13 protein-coding genes and 1 pseudogene are annotated in these 14,856 nt (G+C 60.7%); 10 read left to right on the top strand and 4 right to left on the bottom strand.

Annotation, left to right across the window (positions count from 1 at the left end):
- Nucleotides 1-104 precede the first annotated feature (104 nt).
- A complete protein-coding gene (gene hemC / locus IPK32_15260) occupies nucleotides 105-1,037 on the bottom strand; it encodes a hydroxymethylbilane synthase (protein ID MBK8093302.1) in 933 nt (310 codons plus the stop codon).
- Nucleotides 1,038-1,163: 126 nt separating this feature from the next.
- Between hemC and IPK32_15255 the strand changes: the two genes are divergently transcribed.
- A complete protein-coding gene (locus tag IPK32_15255) occupies nucleotides 1,164-1,841 on the top strand; it encodes a UDP-N-acetylglucosamine diphosphorylase (protein ID MBK8093301.1) in 678 nt (225 codons plus the stop codon).
- 8 nt (nucleotides 1,842-1,849) lie between these two features.
- Here the strand turns inward: IPK32_15255 and IPK32_15250 are convergent.
- Nucleotides 1,850-2,655, bottom strand: a pseudogene (locus IPK32_15250) (histidinol-phosphatase HisJ family protein).
- A gap of 9 nt (nucleotides 2,656-2,664) precedes the next feature.
- The gene (locus IPK32_15245) at nucleotides 2,665-3,405 is read right to left on the bottom strand and encodes a Uma2 family endonuclease (protein ID MBK8093300.1); all 741 of its coding nucleotides are present in this window, start codon (nucleotides 3,403-3,405) and stop codon (nucleotides 2,665-2,667) included.
- Between the two features lie 74 nt (nucleotides 3,406-3,479).
- On the opposite strand from IPK32_15245, the gene IPK32_15240 reads away from it, so the two are divergent.
- The 5 genes from IPK32_15240 to IPK32_15220 all read left to right on the top strand — a co-directional run bounded on the left by IPK32_15240 (nucleotide 3,480) and on the right by IPK32_15220 (nucleotide 8,055).
- Entirely contained in the window at nucleotides 3,480-4,031 is a 552-nt protein-coding gene (locus IPK32_15240; GenBank protein MBK8093299.1) for an HAD family hydrolase, read from the top strand.
- A gap of 131 nt (nucleotides 4,032-4,162) precedes the next feature.
- Entirely contained in the window at nucleotides 4,163-5,137 is a 975-nt protein-coding gene (locus tag IPK32_15235) for a L,D-transpeptidase family protein (GenBank protein MBK8093298.1), read from the top strand.
- A 33-nt stretch (nucleotides 5,138-5,170) separates the two neighbouring features.
- The gene (gene rsgA / locus IPK32_15230; GenBank protein ID MBK8093297.1) at nucleotides 5,171-6,298 is read left to right on the top strand and encodes a ribosome small subunit-dependent GTPase A; all 1,128 of its coding nucleotides are present in this window, start codon (nucleotides 5,171-5,173) and stop codon (nucleotides 6,296-6,298) included.
- Nucleotides 6,299-6,640: 342 nt separating this feature from the next.
- Nucleotides 6,641-7,372, top strand: a complete 732-nt coding sequence (locus tag IPK32_15225; GenBank protein MBK8093296.1) for a methyltransferase domain-containing protein — start codon at nucleotides 6,641-6,643, stop codon at nucleotides 7,370-7,372.
- Nucleotides 7,373-7,413: 41 nt separating this feature from the next.
- Nucleotides 7,414-8,055 (top strand): VTT domain-containing protein, encoded by a 642-nt coding sequence (locus tag IPK32_15220; GenBank protein MBK8093295.1) that lies wholly within the window; start codon nucleotides 7,414-7,416, stop codon nucleotides 8,053-8,055.
- 74 nt (nucleotides 8,056-8,129) lie between these two features.
- On the opposite strand, the gene IPK32_15215 is transcribed toward IPK32_15220, so the two are convergent.
- The gene (locus IPK32_15215) at nucleotides 8,130-10,619 is read right to left on the bottom strand and encodes a glycosyltransferase (protein ID MBK8093294.1); all 2,490 of its coding nucleotides are present in this window, start codon (nucleotides 10,617-10,619) and stop codon (nucleotides 8,130-8,132) included.
- Nucleotides 10,620-10,746: 127 nt separating this feature from the next.
- Between IPK32_15215 and IPK32_15210 the strand changes: the two genes are divergently transcribed.
- The 4 genes from IPK32_15210 to IPK32_15195 all read left to right on the top strand — a co-directional run bounded on the left by IPK32_15210 (nucleotide 10,747) and on the right by IPK32_15195 (nucleotide 14,851).
- Complete coding sequence (locus tag IPK32_15210; protein MBK8093293.1) at nucleotides 10,747-11,955, top strand: hypothetical protein; 1,209 nt, start codon at nucleotides 10,747-10,749, stop codon at nucleotides 11,953-11,955.
- Entirely contained in the window at nucleotides 11,952-13,346 is a 1,395-nt protein-coding gene (locus IPK32_15205) for a hypothetical protein (protein MBK8093292.1), read from the top strand. Before IPK32_15210 ends, IPK32_15205 begins: the two co-directional genes overlap by 4 nt.
- Nucleotides 13,347-13,441: 95 nt before the next feature.
- Nucleotides 13,442-14,098, top strand: coding sequence for a phosphoadenosine phosphosulfate reductase family protein (locus tag IPK32_15200; protein MBK8093291.1), 657 nt, complete (start codon nucleotides 13,442-13,444; stop codon nucleotides 14,096-14,098).
- Between the two features lie 6 nt (nucleotides 14,099-14,104).
- The gene (locus tag IPK32_15195; protein ID MBK8093290.1) at nucleotides 14,105-14,851 is read left to right on the top strand and encodes a sulfite exporter TauE/SafE family protein; all 747 of its coding nucleotides are present in this window, start codon (nucleotides 14,105-14,107) and stop codon (nucleotides 14,849-14,851) included.
- The last annotated feature ends 5 nt before the right edge of the window (nucleotides 14,852-14,856 follow it).

The raw sequence follows: 14,856 nt of genomic DNA, 5'->3' as shown, positions 1-14,856 counted from the left end.
TGAGGGACTAGGAAAGTACGAGAGAATCAGAGCTTCTGCTTGGATGATTTCACTCTACGGAGAGAAAGGAGCCATGCGTGCCAATGTGCTGGTGGAATCGCCGTCTAGGCAGCGAGATCCTGCGCGAGTGCCTTTGCCTCTGCGATGGGGCGGCTGGCGCTGCGCTCACGCGGCGGGGCGGATAGGTCTGCCTCATCAAAGATGCGCACGGCCATGTGGAGCTTCCCTCCAGTGATCCAGGTGCGGGCTCCGACGGGGGTCTGGCAGCCTGCGCCGAGGATTTTGAGGAATTCACGCTCGGCGGTGACGCGGGCTTCGGTGTCGGCATCGTTGAGGGCGCGGACGGCGGCGATGGCGGCCTCATCGCCTGCGCGGCACTCGATGGCGATGGCTCCCTGGCCTGCGGCGGGCAGGAAGTGGATGGGATCGAGGGTGCGTGCGCTCAATTGGTGGCCGTCGAGCTCGATACTGTCATCCTGCATGAGTCCGAGGCGTAGCAGGCCAGCGGCGGCGAGGAGGACGGCGTCGAGCGGTTGCTCACCGAGTACTTTTTTGACGCGTGTGGGCACATTGCCGCGGATTTCGACGATTTCGATGTCTGGGCGTAGCCACTTGAGCTGGGCGGCACGCCGCACGCTGCTGGTGCCGACGCGGGCTGCGTGTGGCAGTGTCTCCAGTGTGCAGGGAGTGCGGGTGATGAGCACGTCCTCGATGGCGGCACGGGGGAGGACGGCGGCGATGACGAATCCTGCGGCGAGGTCGCTAGGCACGTCTTTGAGGCTATGGACGGCGGCGTCGATGCGGCGCTCTGCGAGGGCGATTTCGAGCTCTTTGATGAAGATGCCTTTATCGACCTGGGCGACGTCGCTGAATTCTGAAAAGCGCAGGTCTTGGCGCTTGTCGCCGCTGGTCTGGATGATCTCGCGCTGCACGGCCATAGCCGGATGTGCAGCCTGGAGTGCTGCCGTGACCATGCGTGTCTGAGTGAGGGCGAGTTCGCTACCGCGTGTGCCGAGGATGAGTGAGGAGGGGACCATTCGTGCCCGCCCTTTTCACGAAAAGGCCGCTGGAGGCAAACCTTTTCCCCCATGGCGGCTGGCTGGAGTGGCGGTCGCCGCCATCCCGAGCTTGAAACCACTGCGGTGCGGGCCGATCAGAGGCGCATGTTCCTGCCCCGCGATTATTTAGACCTCTCGCACACGAAGCACAGCATCCTTTTCCCAGAGGAGGGTCCGGTGTGGACGGCGCTCTCACGCATCGAGCAGTATCTGGAATTCCGCCTCCAGCGGGAAATCCGCACGCAGGTGCCGCCAGGGGTGTTCCTAGGCGAGGATGTTTTTATTGATGAGGGCACGGTGCTGGAACCCGGCTGCGTGATCCGTGGGCCAGCCTGGATCGGGCGGAACTGTGAGGTCCGCGCGGGCTGCTATGTGCGCCAAAATGTGATCGTGGGTGATGGCTGCGTGCTGGGGAACTCCTGCGAGTTCAAGAACTGCGTGCTCTTTGATGACTGTGAGGTGCCACATTACAACTACGTGGGCGACTCCATCCTAGGCCACCGTGCGCATCTGGGCGCGGGCGTGGTGCTCTCCAATGTGCGGCTGGATCGCCAAGCTGTGCTGGTCAAAGGCGCCAAGGAGGCGGTGGAGACCGGCTTGCGAAAATTCGGGGCCGTGATCGGTGATCACGCGGAGATCGGCTGCAACTCGGTCATCGGCCCGGGTTGCGTGATCGGGCGGCGCTCCATCGTGTATCCGCTAACGCATTTCAGCGGCGTACTGGAGGCGGATTCCATCCTGAAGACTCGCCAAACACAGCAGATCGCCAAGCGTCGGAAGTAAAGGCTGAGTCAAGCAAGCTCTGGCAGAGGCACGATGATGCGCTCCCGCTTTTCAAAACGCACGGTGGTGGTGTAACCGACGCTACGCACGAGTGCGAGGGCCTTGTCAAAATCTGCACCGACATCCGTGGGCACATGCGCATCGGAATTGATGACGATGGGCACCTGCGCTGCAAAGGCCATCTCTAGCATCTCGCGGGCGGGGTAGATCTCACGCACATCTTTGCGCAGACCCGCCGTGCTGACCTCCATGATGCCATTGGTATCGACAAGGGCCTGGATGACGGGTTCATAGTAACGCCGCAGATCGCCCCCTGGGCGGAGGCCGAAGCGCTTCGCCAAATCTGGGTGGGCGTGGAAGTCAAACTGACGCGTGCGGATCATCTGCTCGTAGAGCTTCCAATACATGCCCCACATGTGCTCGATGTCGGTGGCGCTTTTCCAGCGGGAGACGTGTTTCGGATCATCCACCGCGATGCCGTCGTGGATGTAATGCACGCTGCCGATGAGGTAATCCCACTCCGCCATGCCCGCCGTCTCGTCGATCCAGTGCTGGTAGCCATCGATATGGTCACACTCGAGCGCGAGGCGGATGGGGTAGCCTGGCAGCGCCTCCGCGCCTGCTGCACGAGCTCAAAATAACGCGGCAGACCGCTCAAAGGCATGCGCCAGTCATCATAGTGAGCAGTCATGGGATTGTGATCCGAAAGTCCGATCTCCGCGAGACCGATGGCCTGCGCATGGCGAGCGTATTCGACTGGATCGCCCTCGGCATGGAGGCAAAGCGGCGTGTGGGTGTGGTAATCGGTGAGCATGCAGCTAGGTCAGTCGAGGCTAGCTGGGTCGATGCCGAGTTCGCGGAGCTTTTCAGCGAGTTTGTCGGCGCGGGCGGCTTCGGTTTGGGCGCGGGCGGCTTCGGCATCGCCACGCTCTTTGCCAGTCTGCACGAGTTTGCCATCGGCCATTTTCCAGCGCAGCCAGTGGCAGATGGTGCCTTCGAACTCGCCTTCCCAGATAGCCAAACCCAAGCCTACTTCACCAAGTAGGCGATCCGCAGGCTGTTTGCGATACTTGCTTTGTTCCAGAGCGAAGAGTTGCAGCGGCTCGTCGGAGAGGAGCGTCATCGGATCATAGACAGCATACCAAGTGACGCCCATGTGCTCGTAGTTGCGTTTTTTGGAGCCCAGTTCGTTGCCTTTTTTGTTGGAGACGATTTCGATGACCTCCTCGGGCGGTTTGCCGTCGTAGAGCCAGCTAAAGTAGGAGCCGCTCTCCTTTTGCATAATGTCTTTCGGACTACGAACACCCGTGGTTAATAGCACGTCGGGTACGACAGCCGGGCGGTTTAATGCGGTGAATACGCCCACCCTGGACATAGCGACAAAAGGAAAATCCACGCCCCAAGTGTCATAGAGTGAACTGATCAGCAAACGAGTCTGCTTTTCCTCGAAAATGCTATCCACAGGCGTGTCGTCCTCCGTGATGAGATTGGAAACGTCCGGGCGTGGGACAGCCTCTTCGTCCCACACATAAGCCGGTTCAGTTTCGGGATTGCTTGCGATCATGCACCCATCATAACCAGAGGCCTGAAAATCCGCAAGAAAGTTGATCGCCGCGCCATTGCGGGCCAATGGCAAGGATGACCTCCCCAAAAGCCTATATCTTCGACCTCGACGGCACTTTGATCGACTCTCTCGCGGACATCGCGGAGTCGATCAACCGCATGCTGGATGGACGCGGTTTCCCGCGATGTGAAAAAGAGGTCTTCAAGCAAATGGTGGGCGATGGGATGGAAAAACTGGTGGAGCGGGCGCTGCCTGCGGAGCACCGAGCGGACACAGCGCTCATTCATACCTGCGTAGAGGAATATAGAGCGCACTATGACACGCTCTGGAATGCCCAAACACGGCCCTATGAGGGCATTTTGGAGATGCTCGCGGCTTTGAAGGCCCGTGGCGTGAAACTCGGCGTCATCTCGAACAAGGCCCATCGCTTCACGGTGCCGATGACGGAGCATTTTTTCGGCAAAGTGACGTTTGAGGCCATTCTGGGCCAGCGGGCCGAGGTGCCGCGCAAACCTGCCCCCGATGGTGCGCACGAGATGGCGGCGCTTTTGGGCCTCCAGACCTCCGAAATGGCCTACGTGGGCGATTCTGGCATCGACATGGCTTTCGCGAAAAGAGCGGTATGACCGCGATCGGCGTGAAGTGGGGTTTTCGCAGTGAAAAGGAGCTGCGGGAGCACGGAGCGGATGTGCTGATCACGCATCCAGGCGAATTGGCCGCTTGAGCATCCCGCAGGGGCAAGATAGTATCGCCGCCTGTGAACGCCTCTTCCTCTCTGATTCTCCATTCCGCCGCGCTGATGCTCGTGGCGGTCACTTTGTCCTCCTGCGGAGCTTTCCGAAAGAAAGCACCACCACCACCACCGGCCCTGCCGACTGCGGAGGCTCAAAAGGAACAATGGAAATATCCCGGTGAGTGGACCGGCGGCGAAAAGCCCATCACCAGCATCATCGTCAATACGGACACGCAGCGGGCCTCGCTTTACAGTGGCGAGGAGATCGTAGGCTGGACATATGTGGCCAGTGGCATCAGCAGCTACCCCACACCGACGGGTGATTTCTCCGTGCTCGAAAAAGTAAAAGACAAAGTCAGCAACCTCTACGGCAAGGCCTACAGCTCCAAAGGCGGCCTGATCAATTCCGACTTCAAGCAGGGGCGTGATTTCCTGCCAGCAGGTGCCCGCTTCGTCGCGGCACCGATGAAGTATTTCATGCGCCTGACCAATGACGGCATCGGCATGCACATCGGCACGATTTCTCGTCCAGGACGGCCTGCATCCCATGGCTGCATCCGCCTGCCTTCGAAAATGGCACCCATCCTCTTCGCCCACACTGCGCTGGGTACACCAGTGAAGATCGTCGGCAAAGGCCCCGACTACGCCACTTATCAAAAGCAGTCCGCAGCCCGCGCCCGTGCGAATTCAGCGAAATACGCCGCTGCACGGAGCCGTGCGAGGTCCTCTGCAGAGAAGAAAGCCGTGGATGCAGCCGAGAAAGCCGCTGGGGCCACTCCCACACTAGGTGGCACGCCAGCACCCGCGACGACGAGCCCCACGACTACAGCCCCTACGACCTCCGCACCTGCGACGACAACGGCCCCTGCTCTGCCCGCGATGAAGGAGCCTGCCGCCCCATCCCTGCCGTCTGTGCCTACACCAGCTCCTGCTCCGGTGCCTGCTCCAACGCCAGCCCCCACCCCCGCTCCTACACCGGCACCAGGGACGGCCCAATAAGTCCTGATCGGTGCATCCATAATCAGGAATCACATGGCACGTTTCACTCTGGAAGACCTCGGCTGGAGTGATTTCTTTGCCCCACATTTTGAGCCCTATCGTGCGAAGGGCTGGCAGCCAGCACGGCTGATCCGCGACAATAAAATCAGCTACGGAGCCCTGCTCGATGATGGTGCGGGCGGCTACGATGAGCTGGAGGTCATCCTCAGCGGCAAAGTCTATCACGATGCAGCGACGGACGCCGAGCTGCCTGCGGTGGGCGATTGGGTAGCGCTGGAGGTGGGTAAGGATGGCGCGGAGCATGTGATCCGTGCCCGCTTGCCGCGCCGCACCTGTTTCTCACGCAAAGCAGCCGGCAATAGCACCGAGGAGCAGGTCATCGCAGCGAATGTGGATGCCGTGATCGTGGTGACGGATGCGGTGACGGACTTCAATCCACGCCGCATGGAGCGCTACTTCACGCTCATCGGCCGCAGCGGGGCACGGGCGGTGGTTTTGGTCAATAAAGCGGATCTGTGCAGTGCTGCGGAGTGTGAGCAGGCTGCGCAGACGCTGCGCGACATGCAGCCTGGCGCGGAGGTGCTCATCACCAGCGTGCTGAAGCGCAAAGGCATCAAAGAAGTGCGAAAAATCTTCCAGCGGGGCCAGACTGTCGCGGTGATCGGCTCAAGCGGTGTGGGGAAGTCTGCGCTGGTGAATCTGCTACTGGGGGATGATTACCAGTGGGTGGATGAAGTGAATGAAAAAACGGGCCGTGGCCGACATACGACGACGGCGCGAGAGTTGCTGGTGCTGGAAAAAGGCGGCATCCTCATCGATAACCCCGGCATCAAGGAGGTGCAGATGTGGACGGATGAAACCACGCTGCGTGAGCCCTTTGCAGACATCGAGCAGATCACAGGGCAGTGCCGATTTCATGACTGCAAACACGGCCCAGATGCCGGTTGTGCCATCCGTGCCGCAGTGGAGGCCGGAAAGCTAGAAAAGGCCCGCTACGATGCTTTTTTGAAGCTTGACGAAGAAATCGCCGATCTACGCCGCAAACGCAAAAAGCGCCAAATGACGGTCGAACGCGTGTTTAAGCGTGATCACAAAATCAAAGCCCGAAATCGTGAAGACCGCCGCGAGATCGAAAGCGACCTGAAGCCAAACCGCAGGTAGTACGGGCCGTGGAGCGGGTGAATGGGGCCCATTCATCATAAGAACCAAACAACAAACTCTATCCTTACTATAGGAACTGCCAGAGTCATCTCCAGCATGGCGAGGGCTGCATGAAGATGCTCGAATGTTACGAGACATCGCAACAACGGAGGAGGATGTGCGGGCTTGATGTTCCTGGAGGGGGGGCACGCGGGAGAATCCCCATCCTAGCAGGAGAGGCAGAGGATGGTAAGTAATGCAGGACATTGCATCGGAAGGGACCGGGGGGACCAAAAGAGGGACCAAAGATCTTGGACTTTGGGTGGGAGATGGTGAAACGAGCCGCATTTGGTCGATCAACGCATGAACATTTACGAGACACGCCGCCTGCTGGATGAATACCTACTTTTTCACTACGGCACGGCCAGCGAGGTGTTGCCGTGGCAGAATGGGCCGCGTGAGGCGCTGGGCTTTCCCACACGCACGGTGATGGAGCTCATCGATCTGCCGCGCACGCCGTGTGAGGCTGTGGCGCTGGATTTGGGCTGTGCGGTGGGGCGCAGCAGTTTCGAGCTGGCGACTTTTGGTGTGAAGGTGCTGGGGATCGATTACTCGCAGAGTTTCGTCGATGCGGCGACGATTTTGGCCCGCGATGGGCAGCTGCCCTATGAACGTGTGGACGAAGGGGATGCCAAGACGCCGCTGGTGGCCCAGGTGCCGCTGAATCTGCGCCGCGAGCGTGTCTCCTTCGAGCAAGGGGATGCGATGAATCTCCGCGCGGATTTGGGCGAGTATGATATCGTGCACGCGGCCAATTTACTCTGCCGTCTGAGCGATCCGCTGCGGCTGATCGAGCGTCTGCCAGCGTTGCTGCGCACGGGTGGGCAGCTTTTGCTCACCACGCCGTGCACGTGGCTGGAGGACTTCACTCCGCGTGGTCACTGGCCGCGTGGATCGACGCGTGAATGGCTCATGAGCCTGCTGGAGCCGCATTTTGAGCTCTCCAAGAGCTGTGACATGCCGTTCCTCATCCGTGAGCATGCGCGGAAGTATCAGTGGAGTGTGGCTCTGGGCATGAGATGGATCCGAAAATGATCTGAGCTGCCGCGTTTGCTGATTCAGTCGCTTTTTCCATCATGCCCCGAATTCACGGTTCACTTCTCTTGCTCATCCTGGCGCTGCTTGCGGCCATTTTGCTGCCGTTTGCACTCTGGGGGGAGCATTTTGATGCGGTGCTGAGTTTGGAGGGAGCGCGGGCGTGGATGCTGAGCTGGGGGCCGTGGGCGTGGCTGGCGGGTGTTGCTGCCATTGTCAGTGACATCGTGTTGCCGGTGCCTGCAACGGTGGTGATGTCGGCGATCGGTTGGGTGTTTGGTTGGTTTTTGGGCGGCTGCATTTGCGCCATCGGGTCGATGCTGGCGGGTGTGGTGGCTTATGCGGGAAGTCGCTGGCTGGGGCGCGGTGTGGCCGCATGGCTAGCGGGTGAGGATGGTCTGCAAAAAGCAGAAGCACTCTTCGCCAAGCATGGAGGCTGGCTGGTGGCCGTATCACGCTGGACGCCGGTGCTGCCGGAGGCGGTGGCGTGCCTCGCGGGCATCGCACGGATGCCCTGGCGTGTTTTTATCGTCGCATTGGCATGTGGCAGTGTGCCGCTGGGCTTCGCCTTTGCCGCCATCGGCCACCTCGGTCACGCAGAGCCCGGCTGGGCCATGGCGCTGAGTGCGTTGGTACCCGTGCTGCTGTGGCTGACGGCGAGAAGGCTGCTGACCAAGCGCTGAGAATTTTTGATCCACCGATTTCGCCGATTACTCAGTTGGGCTTTCATCTGAGTCATCTGTGGATGCATTCTGAATTACTCTTTGAGGCTCGTATCAGCGGCGTGGGTGACGAGGCGGATCAAATCACGGCGCAGGCGATGGATCGCGATGGGCAGGCTGATTAGGGTCAAAGCCAGTGCCGTGATGCCGAGGTAGCCGAGTGGGAGCGTGAGGGAGCTCAACAGGACGGCGAAGGCCAGCCACAGCAGCAGATTCCACACCGCTGCACGGCTGATGCGGAGCTGGCAGCGCACGCGGGTGAGGCAGCGGCCAGCGCCGTGATACTCGGTGACGGTGAGGATGGACTGGGAGACTTCATTCTGCGGCTTGATCTCCAGATCGAGCCAGCGCCAGCCGTCGTCTTGGCGAAAAACGCGGCGCTGCTTCATCAACTCGGCTCCCAGCGCCTCCAGCAGGTGATGGCGATCACGGCCTGCCGCATTCCAAAAACTGAGCGTGGCGAGTGTGAGGGTGATTTTGCGTGGTTTCAGCGGCGGGAGGATTTCTGGCAGCGTGGGGCTGAAGCTGGGCTTCGCGACATGGCTGATCATGCCGCGTAGGCGTGCAAATTCACGCACCACGGGCTGGAGAAAGCTCAGTAGCCACAGCAGCGCTCGATCACGGTATCCATGTAGGCAGGCGAGGCGTGCATTTCTGCTGCTCACACGCCAAGAGGCCCAGAGAGCAAAGAAAAGCAGCAGTAGCGCCACACTTTCCACTCTGCATACCAGAGCGAGTGCGGCTAAGGCCAGCCATAGCACTCCCGTGAACCAGTCCCACCAGCGAAAGCCGCCCTGTGCGGCGTAAATCGTCTGAAAGGCCCCGAGGCCGAGCGGGCCGTGGTAAATGCTGCCTTCACGCGGATCATCAGCGGGCAATTGCTCCCCGTAGATGCCGCCACGCCAGCGTGCACCACCCAGCGGCCCGAAGCGCTGCGAATGCGCGGCCATGAGCAGTGCCTCTGCATCGCCGTAGCCGCGTTGCTGCTTCAAATAGGCACGCACAGTGAGGCGGCGATGGTGCCAGACCATCGCGCCGGGCACATAGCGCAGGCAGCCGCGTCCGCCGTGCTCACGCAGTCGCCAGCAGATGTCCACGTCATCACCTGCGACGATGTAATCGGTGTGAAAGCCGCCGATGGCTGCGAGGGCATCTTTGCGGATGGCGAGATTGCAGCCGGGGAGGTGCTCCGCCTCGGTATCACTGAGCAGCACATGTGCGGGGGCTCCTGGTGCGGCAGCGACGACACGCTCCACGCGGCCACGCGGCGGTGGTGGGATGTTCGGCCCGCCTGCGGCGATCACTTTTTCATCCACAAAGGCATGGCGCAGATGCAGGAGCCAATCTGCATGTGCCACGCAGTCGTCATCGGTGTAGGCCAAGATCTCGCCGGTGGCCTGCTCCATGCCGCGATTCCGCGCGGCGCTGAGTCCGGCATGGGCTTTGCGATGGTAGCGCACGCCGGGCAGGGATTGGGCGATGCGTGCAGTGTCATCGGTGGAGCCGTCGTCGATGAGCAGCACTTCAAAGTCGGGATCATTCAGCCGCAGCAGCGATTCCAGGCAGGGCTGGAGGGTGCGGGCTCCGTTCCGCGTGCAGACGATGACGGAGATGCGCGGCAGCGCAGCGGGTGGAGCGAGTTTTTTCGCCAAACAGCGTGCGGTGGTGCATGCCGGCCGCTCTTTGCGCTCACGCGTGGTGATGCCAAAGGCCCAGTCCGTGATCTCGGCACCACCGCGCCACCATTCATCAGTGAAGCTGAACCACACGCCGCCTGCGGCTGCACCGAGGAGGTCCTCTTCATGGAACCAGCGCAGCGCATCTGCCTGCGCCATGGCGCCGTGCGCTGCGGTATCCAGGCCGAGCTCCGTGATGAGCAGGGGCTTGTTCCCAGCGAGGTTGTGCAGCCGTGCGAGGTAGCGTGTGTAATCTTCCCGCTGCTCCAAATACACATTCACCGCGAGGAAGTCCGCATTGCGCGGCACCAGATACTCGGTGGATGGATAGGTGGCGTAGCTGATGAGTGCCTGCGGTGCTGTGGCACGTGCACGGTCGATCATGAGCTCCAGCGCGGCACGCACGCGGCGTGGCCGCATCCAGCGCACGAGTGTTTTTTCGATCTCATTGCCGATGAGCAGTGCCGCGACGCAGGGATGACGCCCCACAGCGGCGAGCGCGCTCACGGTGCTCTCGATCTGCCGGAACACGCTCTTTTCGGTGAGGAAATCCACATGCTGTGTCCACGGGATGCCGCACAGGAGGCGCAGCCCGTGAGTCTCCGCCGCATGCAGCGTCTCTGCATCCGGCACTTCGTAAAGGCGCACGGTATTGAAGCCCAGCGCAGCGATCTGGGCGAAGTCGGACTCCACCCGCCGGGGTGCATCTGGCGCAAAGGGCCCATAGCAGATGCCACGCAGATGCCAGGGCTCCTCATGGCCCTCTAGATGCAGGAATTTCCCACGCACGATGACCCGCCTGCTGGAGTCAGGCGTCGTCGCATCGGTGTCGGGCGCGGGAGGGGTCATTGTTGATCGCGGAAAAAACAAACGTCAGCCAGAGACGGGACCTTCGCGAGCGGGATTCACTCCGCTGGGCAATGGAGCGTGCCTTTTTGCTTGTCGGATTTTCGTCCTGTCTGCTATCACGGCGGGCATGCGACTGGTTTTATTTCTTTTCCTCCTCACACCCGCTCTCGCCCGCGAATGGACGCGGGAGGGGGGCACCGCGATGAAGTTACAGGCGGAGCTGCGCGGCATCGACGGGGCCAATGTGATGCTCCAGGCACCGGATGGCCGCACGGCGGCCTTTCCGCTGGCGCAGTTCTCAGCGGCGGATCGCCAATTCGTCACCGCCAGGCTCAGTGGGATGGTGCTCGATGCCATGCCAGCGCTGAATGTGGGCCAGAAGGCCGGCGCAGGCTGGGGCAGGCCACTTTCTGCCGATCCGGCAGACTGCACCATCACGGAGACGAGCGGGGGCTTTCAGTCGAAGCACTTTGATTTCAAAACGGCGGAGAAAATGCCTGCGGCGACGATGCGTGATCTCGCAGAGGCCTGTGAAGTCGTGCACGAGCTCTTCCGCGTGGCTCCGTGGGGTGTGCTGTCCGTGCCGAAGCGCGGCGGGCGCTTTGAGATCGCTCTGCTGCCGCAGAGTGAGATCGAAACGAATCAAAATGTCTTCGATGCCGAGGGCGTGCTGCGCATCCCCTTTGGCGCAGCGGGCTTGGAAAAAATCGCCGGTGAGTGGCTGCGTGATGAGAGCCCCGGCGCGGGCCGCAACCTGAAGGAATTTGTCTCCTACATGCTGATGCGAGACGTGGTGGGCCTAGTGCCACCGTGGTTGCCAGATGCACTGGCGGACTGCATCGCAGAAATCCCGACGGTGGGTGGCACGGCATGGTGCGCGGAGGTGCCTGTGAAGCTGCAAAGCGTGGCCAAAGTCACCCCACCGCAGGTGGAGGCCCTTTTTCAGCCAGGAGAGCGTGATTCGTACTCCAAGGAGCATGCGCTAGCCGTGACGCATTACTTTACCCGGCTGGCGGATGGACGGCGTGCGCAGCAAATCAGCTCCATGCTCCGCCAGGCGATGGCGGACCGGCCCAAGTGGGATGCCTTTGATGTGGCGCTGAAAAAGTACCAGGAGGAATGGGAGGTCTTCAAAAAAACGCCCGGTGTGGTGAAGACGGAAGATGGTCGCTACCAGTATCCATCCAGCGTCACACCGCCCTCAGAGGCTCCCAAGCCGCCTCAGGAGTATCAAAATGGCGATGATTTGCCCTGGTTGCTGCTGCCGCTGCTTTTGGAGAAAAAATCACCCCGTGCCGCCGCAGAGGCCATTTCCGACCAAATCGCCAAACCATGAAAAAGCTCCTTTTTTGCCTCCTGTTGGCCACGGCGGCTTTTTCCGCCGAAACACGCTCCTGGACCGATGCGCAGGGAAATCAGACGCAGGCCATTCTGCGCGGTTTTGATGGTGGAGAGGTGCTTTTGCAGACTGCTGCGGGCAAAACACTGCGCGTACCGCTCAAAAACCTCTCTGCGGAAGATCAGAGCTATGTGGTGCTGAATATCACCTCACTGGTCGATCCCTCCTTCTCAGCCCCTGCGGGCTCCAGCGTGGCTGCGGCGGCATCGGCACCCATCCTCACCAAGGCGACATGGCCATCCACTCTCACTGCACCAGATGGACTGACGAATGCTGATTACGTGGAGCGTGAGTCCAAAGAGATGCATCACGTCTATCGCTCACGGCGCTTCGAGTATGTGCTGCATGCGGTCGATCCGCTCACCCCGGCGCTGATGAAGGAAGTGGCCCGCGTTTTTGAGGGAACGTATGAGCTACTCAGTCAGAGCCCGTTCGGTGTGCAGGCGCAGCCTGTGGATGGCTATTTCCGTGCGCAACTTTATCAAACCATGGAGCTCTACCATGCGGCAGGTGGCCCTCGCGGCAGCGCTGGCGTGTATGTGCGGGACGAGCGTGTCTTCAAAGTGCCGCTGGATAGCCTGGGCGTGAAGCGCGGCACCAATGGCTACACGCGGGATGCGAATTTCGAGCTGAAGACGCTGGTGCATGAGATCACGCACATGATGATGCATGACATCCTGCCGCTCCTACCACGCTGGCTGATCGAGGGCACGGCGGAGTATGTGGAGTGCATCCCATATAAGGCCGGCACCTTCCGCCATAGCGACCTACTAGGCAGTGTGCAGCGCTACAACAAAGACCGCCTCAGTGGCAAATACCGCTTCAGCGGCCCACCGCTGGACTCCATCCGCAATCTCCTCACGCCACCGTCCAATGCGCAGCCCAGGCGGGAGGGGAACACCTTCTTCATGCCGCCGCCGACCAATCCGGTGCCGCAGATGGCTTTTTACCATAGCTCGATGCTGCTGACGTATTACTTCATGCACCTGGATGGGGACGGCAAAGGCACGAGATTGATCAAGTTCCTGGAAGCCGTGCGTGCCGAGCAGCCACGGCACACGGCTTTCGTGAAGGAGTTTGAGACCTACCGCGCCGCGATGGATGAGTTCATGAAAAAGCCGGAGGTGAAGAAGCTCCCAGACGGACGCTTTGAGTTCCCGAACTACCTGAAGCCTCCCCAGGCCCCCACACCGGCGCATGAGGACTACATGACCGAGCGCCTCGGGCATATCCATATGAAGATCCTGCTGGATGGCCGTGATGAGGTCCAGCTCCAGTCCGAAGCCGGAGCCGCCTTGCTCAAAGTAGGCTTGCAGGCTGCACCGTGAGTCGTGGGAGGGCAAAAAACCCAGAAAAGTTGGCTTTCGGCAATAAATCCTACTTTACACATGGGATTAAAGGTGAATAAATCGCCCTCCCACTCATGAATCCTGCCCAAATCACCGCCCTCAATGACGAAGCTCAAGGCAAATCGCCCGCTGAAATCATCGAAATGGCCCTCGCTCACGCTGATGGCCAAGCTGTCGTGACGACGAACTTCCGCCCCTACGAGGCGGTGATTCTGCATTTGGTCACGAAGTCCGCTGCGGACGTTCCCGTGCTCTGGATCGACCACGGCACCAATTTGCCCGAAACCTACCGCTTTGCCGAAAAGTGCCGTGCGCAGCTCGCGCTCAATTTGAAGCCCTACCTGCCCCAAATGACCGCTGCACACTGGCTGGCGCTCAATGGTGGCCAAATCCCCATGCCGGACGAAGTGGAGCGAGTGGAGTCCTTCAGCCGCATCATGAAGCTGGAGCCCTTCGAGCGCGGCATGCGTGAGCTGGCCCCGAAAGTGTGGATCACCGCCCTGCGCCGTGAGCAAAATCCGCAGCGAGCCGCCACGCTGGCCCCCTTCATGTGGGACACGAAGTTCAACTGCCTCAAAGTGAACCCCATCCTCGACTGGACGCCCGTGGAGATGGACGCCTACCTCCTCGAGCACTCCCTACCAAACGAGCGCACCTACTACGACCCGGCCAAAGGCGATGAAAAACACGAGTGCGGTCTGCACGCGAAGCTCGTCACCGACAAAGCGTAAGCCCCCATGCCCGATCTCCCTCCAGACTTTCTGCTCTACATCGCCGCTGGTTTCATCGCCCAGCTCATCGATGGTGCCCTCGGCATGGCCTATGGCGTCAGCGCCTCGTCGCTGCTCATGGCCTTCGGCGTGCCCCCAGCGGCCACCAGTGCCACGGTGCATGCGGCGGAGTGCTTCACCACGGGTGCATCGGCCATCTCGCATCACGCCTTTGGCAATGTGGACCGCTTTTTGTTTCGTAGGCTGCTCATTCCGGCGGTCATCGGTGCTATCATTGGTGCATATTTGCTCTCCAGCATCGGCGATGTGCTGAAGCCCTGGGTTTCTGGCTATCTCATCCTCATGGGCATTGTCATCGTCATCAAAGCCTTCGTCCGCGTGGCTCCGAAGAATGTCACGACGCATCTTACGCCCCTGGGATTCTTCGGCGCACTCGTCGATGCCATGGGCGGCGGCGGTTGGGGCCCCATCGTCGCCTCGAATCTCATCGTGCGCGGCAATGACGTGCGCATCACCGTCGGCAGCGTGAACGCGGTCGAGTTCTTCGTCACGCTGGCCGCCAGCATCACCTTTTTCCTCACCATCGGCCTCACGCACTGGAGCATCATCCTCGGCCTCGCGATCGGTGGCATGGTCGCGGCCCCCTTTGGTGCCTGGGCCGCCAAACGCATTCCGCACAAGCCCTTCATGATCCTAGTCGGCGTACTCGTGACGGTGATCAGTACCCGTAATTTGATCAAGTTCCTCGCATGAGTCAT

The organism is Verrucomicrobiaceae bacterium, assembly GCA_016713035.1.
Classification (GTDB): domain Bacteria; phylum Verrucomicrobiota; class Verrucomicrobiia; order Verrucomicrobiales; family Verrucomicrobiaceae; genus Prosthecobacter.
The sequence above is the reverse complement of the archived record's forward strand: the minus strand, read 5'-3'. Positions and strand labels throughout refer to the sequence as shown.

What these genes read in the sequence shown, in the direction of transcription:
- hemC (MBK8093302.1), bottom strand. Translation starts at nt 1,037, where the DNA reads ATGGTCCCCTCCTCACTCATCCTCGGCACACGCGGTAGCGAACTCGCC.
- IPK32_15255 (MBK8093301.1), top strand. Translation starts at nt 1,164, where the DNA reads ATGTTCCTGCCCCGCGATTATTTAGACCTCTCGCACACGAAGCACAGC.
- IPK32_15245 (MBK8093300.1), bottom strand. Translation starts at nt 3,405, where the DNA reads ATGATCGCAAGCAATCCCGAAACTGAACCGGCTTATGTGTGGGACGAA.
- IPK32_15240 (MBK8093299.1), top strand. Translation starts at nt 3,480, where the DNA reads ATGACCTCCCCAAAAGCCTATATCTTCGACCTCGACGGCACTTTGATC.
- rsgA (MBK8093297.1), top strand. Translation starts at nt 5,171, where the DNA reads ATGGCACGTTTCACTCTGGAAGACCTCGGCTGGAGTGATTTCTTTGCC.
- IPK32_15225 (MBK8093296.1), top strand. Translation starts at nt 6,641, where the DNA reads ATGAACATTTACGAGACACGCCGCCTGCTGGATGAATACCTACTTTTT.
- IPK32_15220 (MBK8093295.1), top strand. Translation starts at nt 7,414, where the DNA reads ATGCCCCGAATTCACGGTTCACTTCTCTTGCTCATCCTGGCGCTGCTT.
- IPK32_15215 (MBK8093294.1), bottom strand. Translation starts at nt 10,619, where the DNA reads ATGACCCCTCCCGCGCCCGACACCGATGCGACGACGCCTGACTCCAGC.
- IPK32_15210 (MBK8093293.1), top strand. Translation starts at nt 10,747, where the DNA reads ATGCGACTGGTTTTATTTCTTTTCCTCCTCACACCCGCTCTCGCCCGC.
- IPK32_15205 (MBK8093292.1), top strand. Translation starts at nt 11,952, where the DNA reads ATGAAAAAGCTCCTTTTTTGCCTCCTGTTGGCCACGGCGGCTTTTTCC.
- IPK32_15200 (MBK8093291.1), top strand. Translation starts at nt 13,442, where the DNA reads ATGAATCCTGCCCAAATCACCGCCCTCAATGACGAAGCTCAAGGCAAA.
- IPK32_15195 (MBK8093290.1), top strand. Translation starts at nt 14,105, where the DNA reads ATGCCCGATCTCCCTCCAGACTTTCTGCTCTACATCGCCGCTGGTTTC.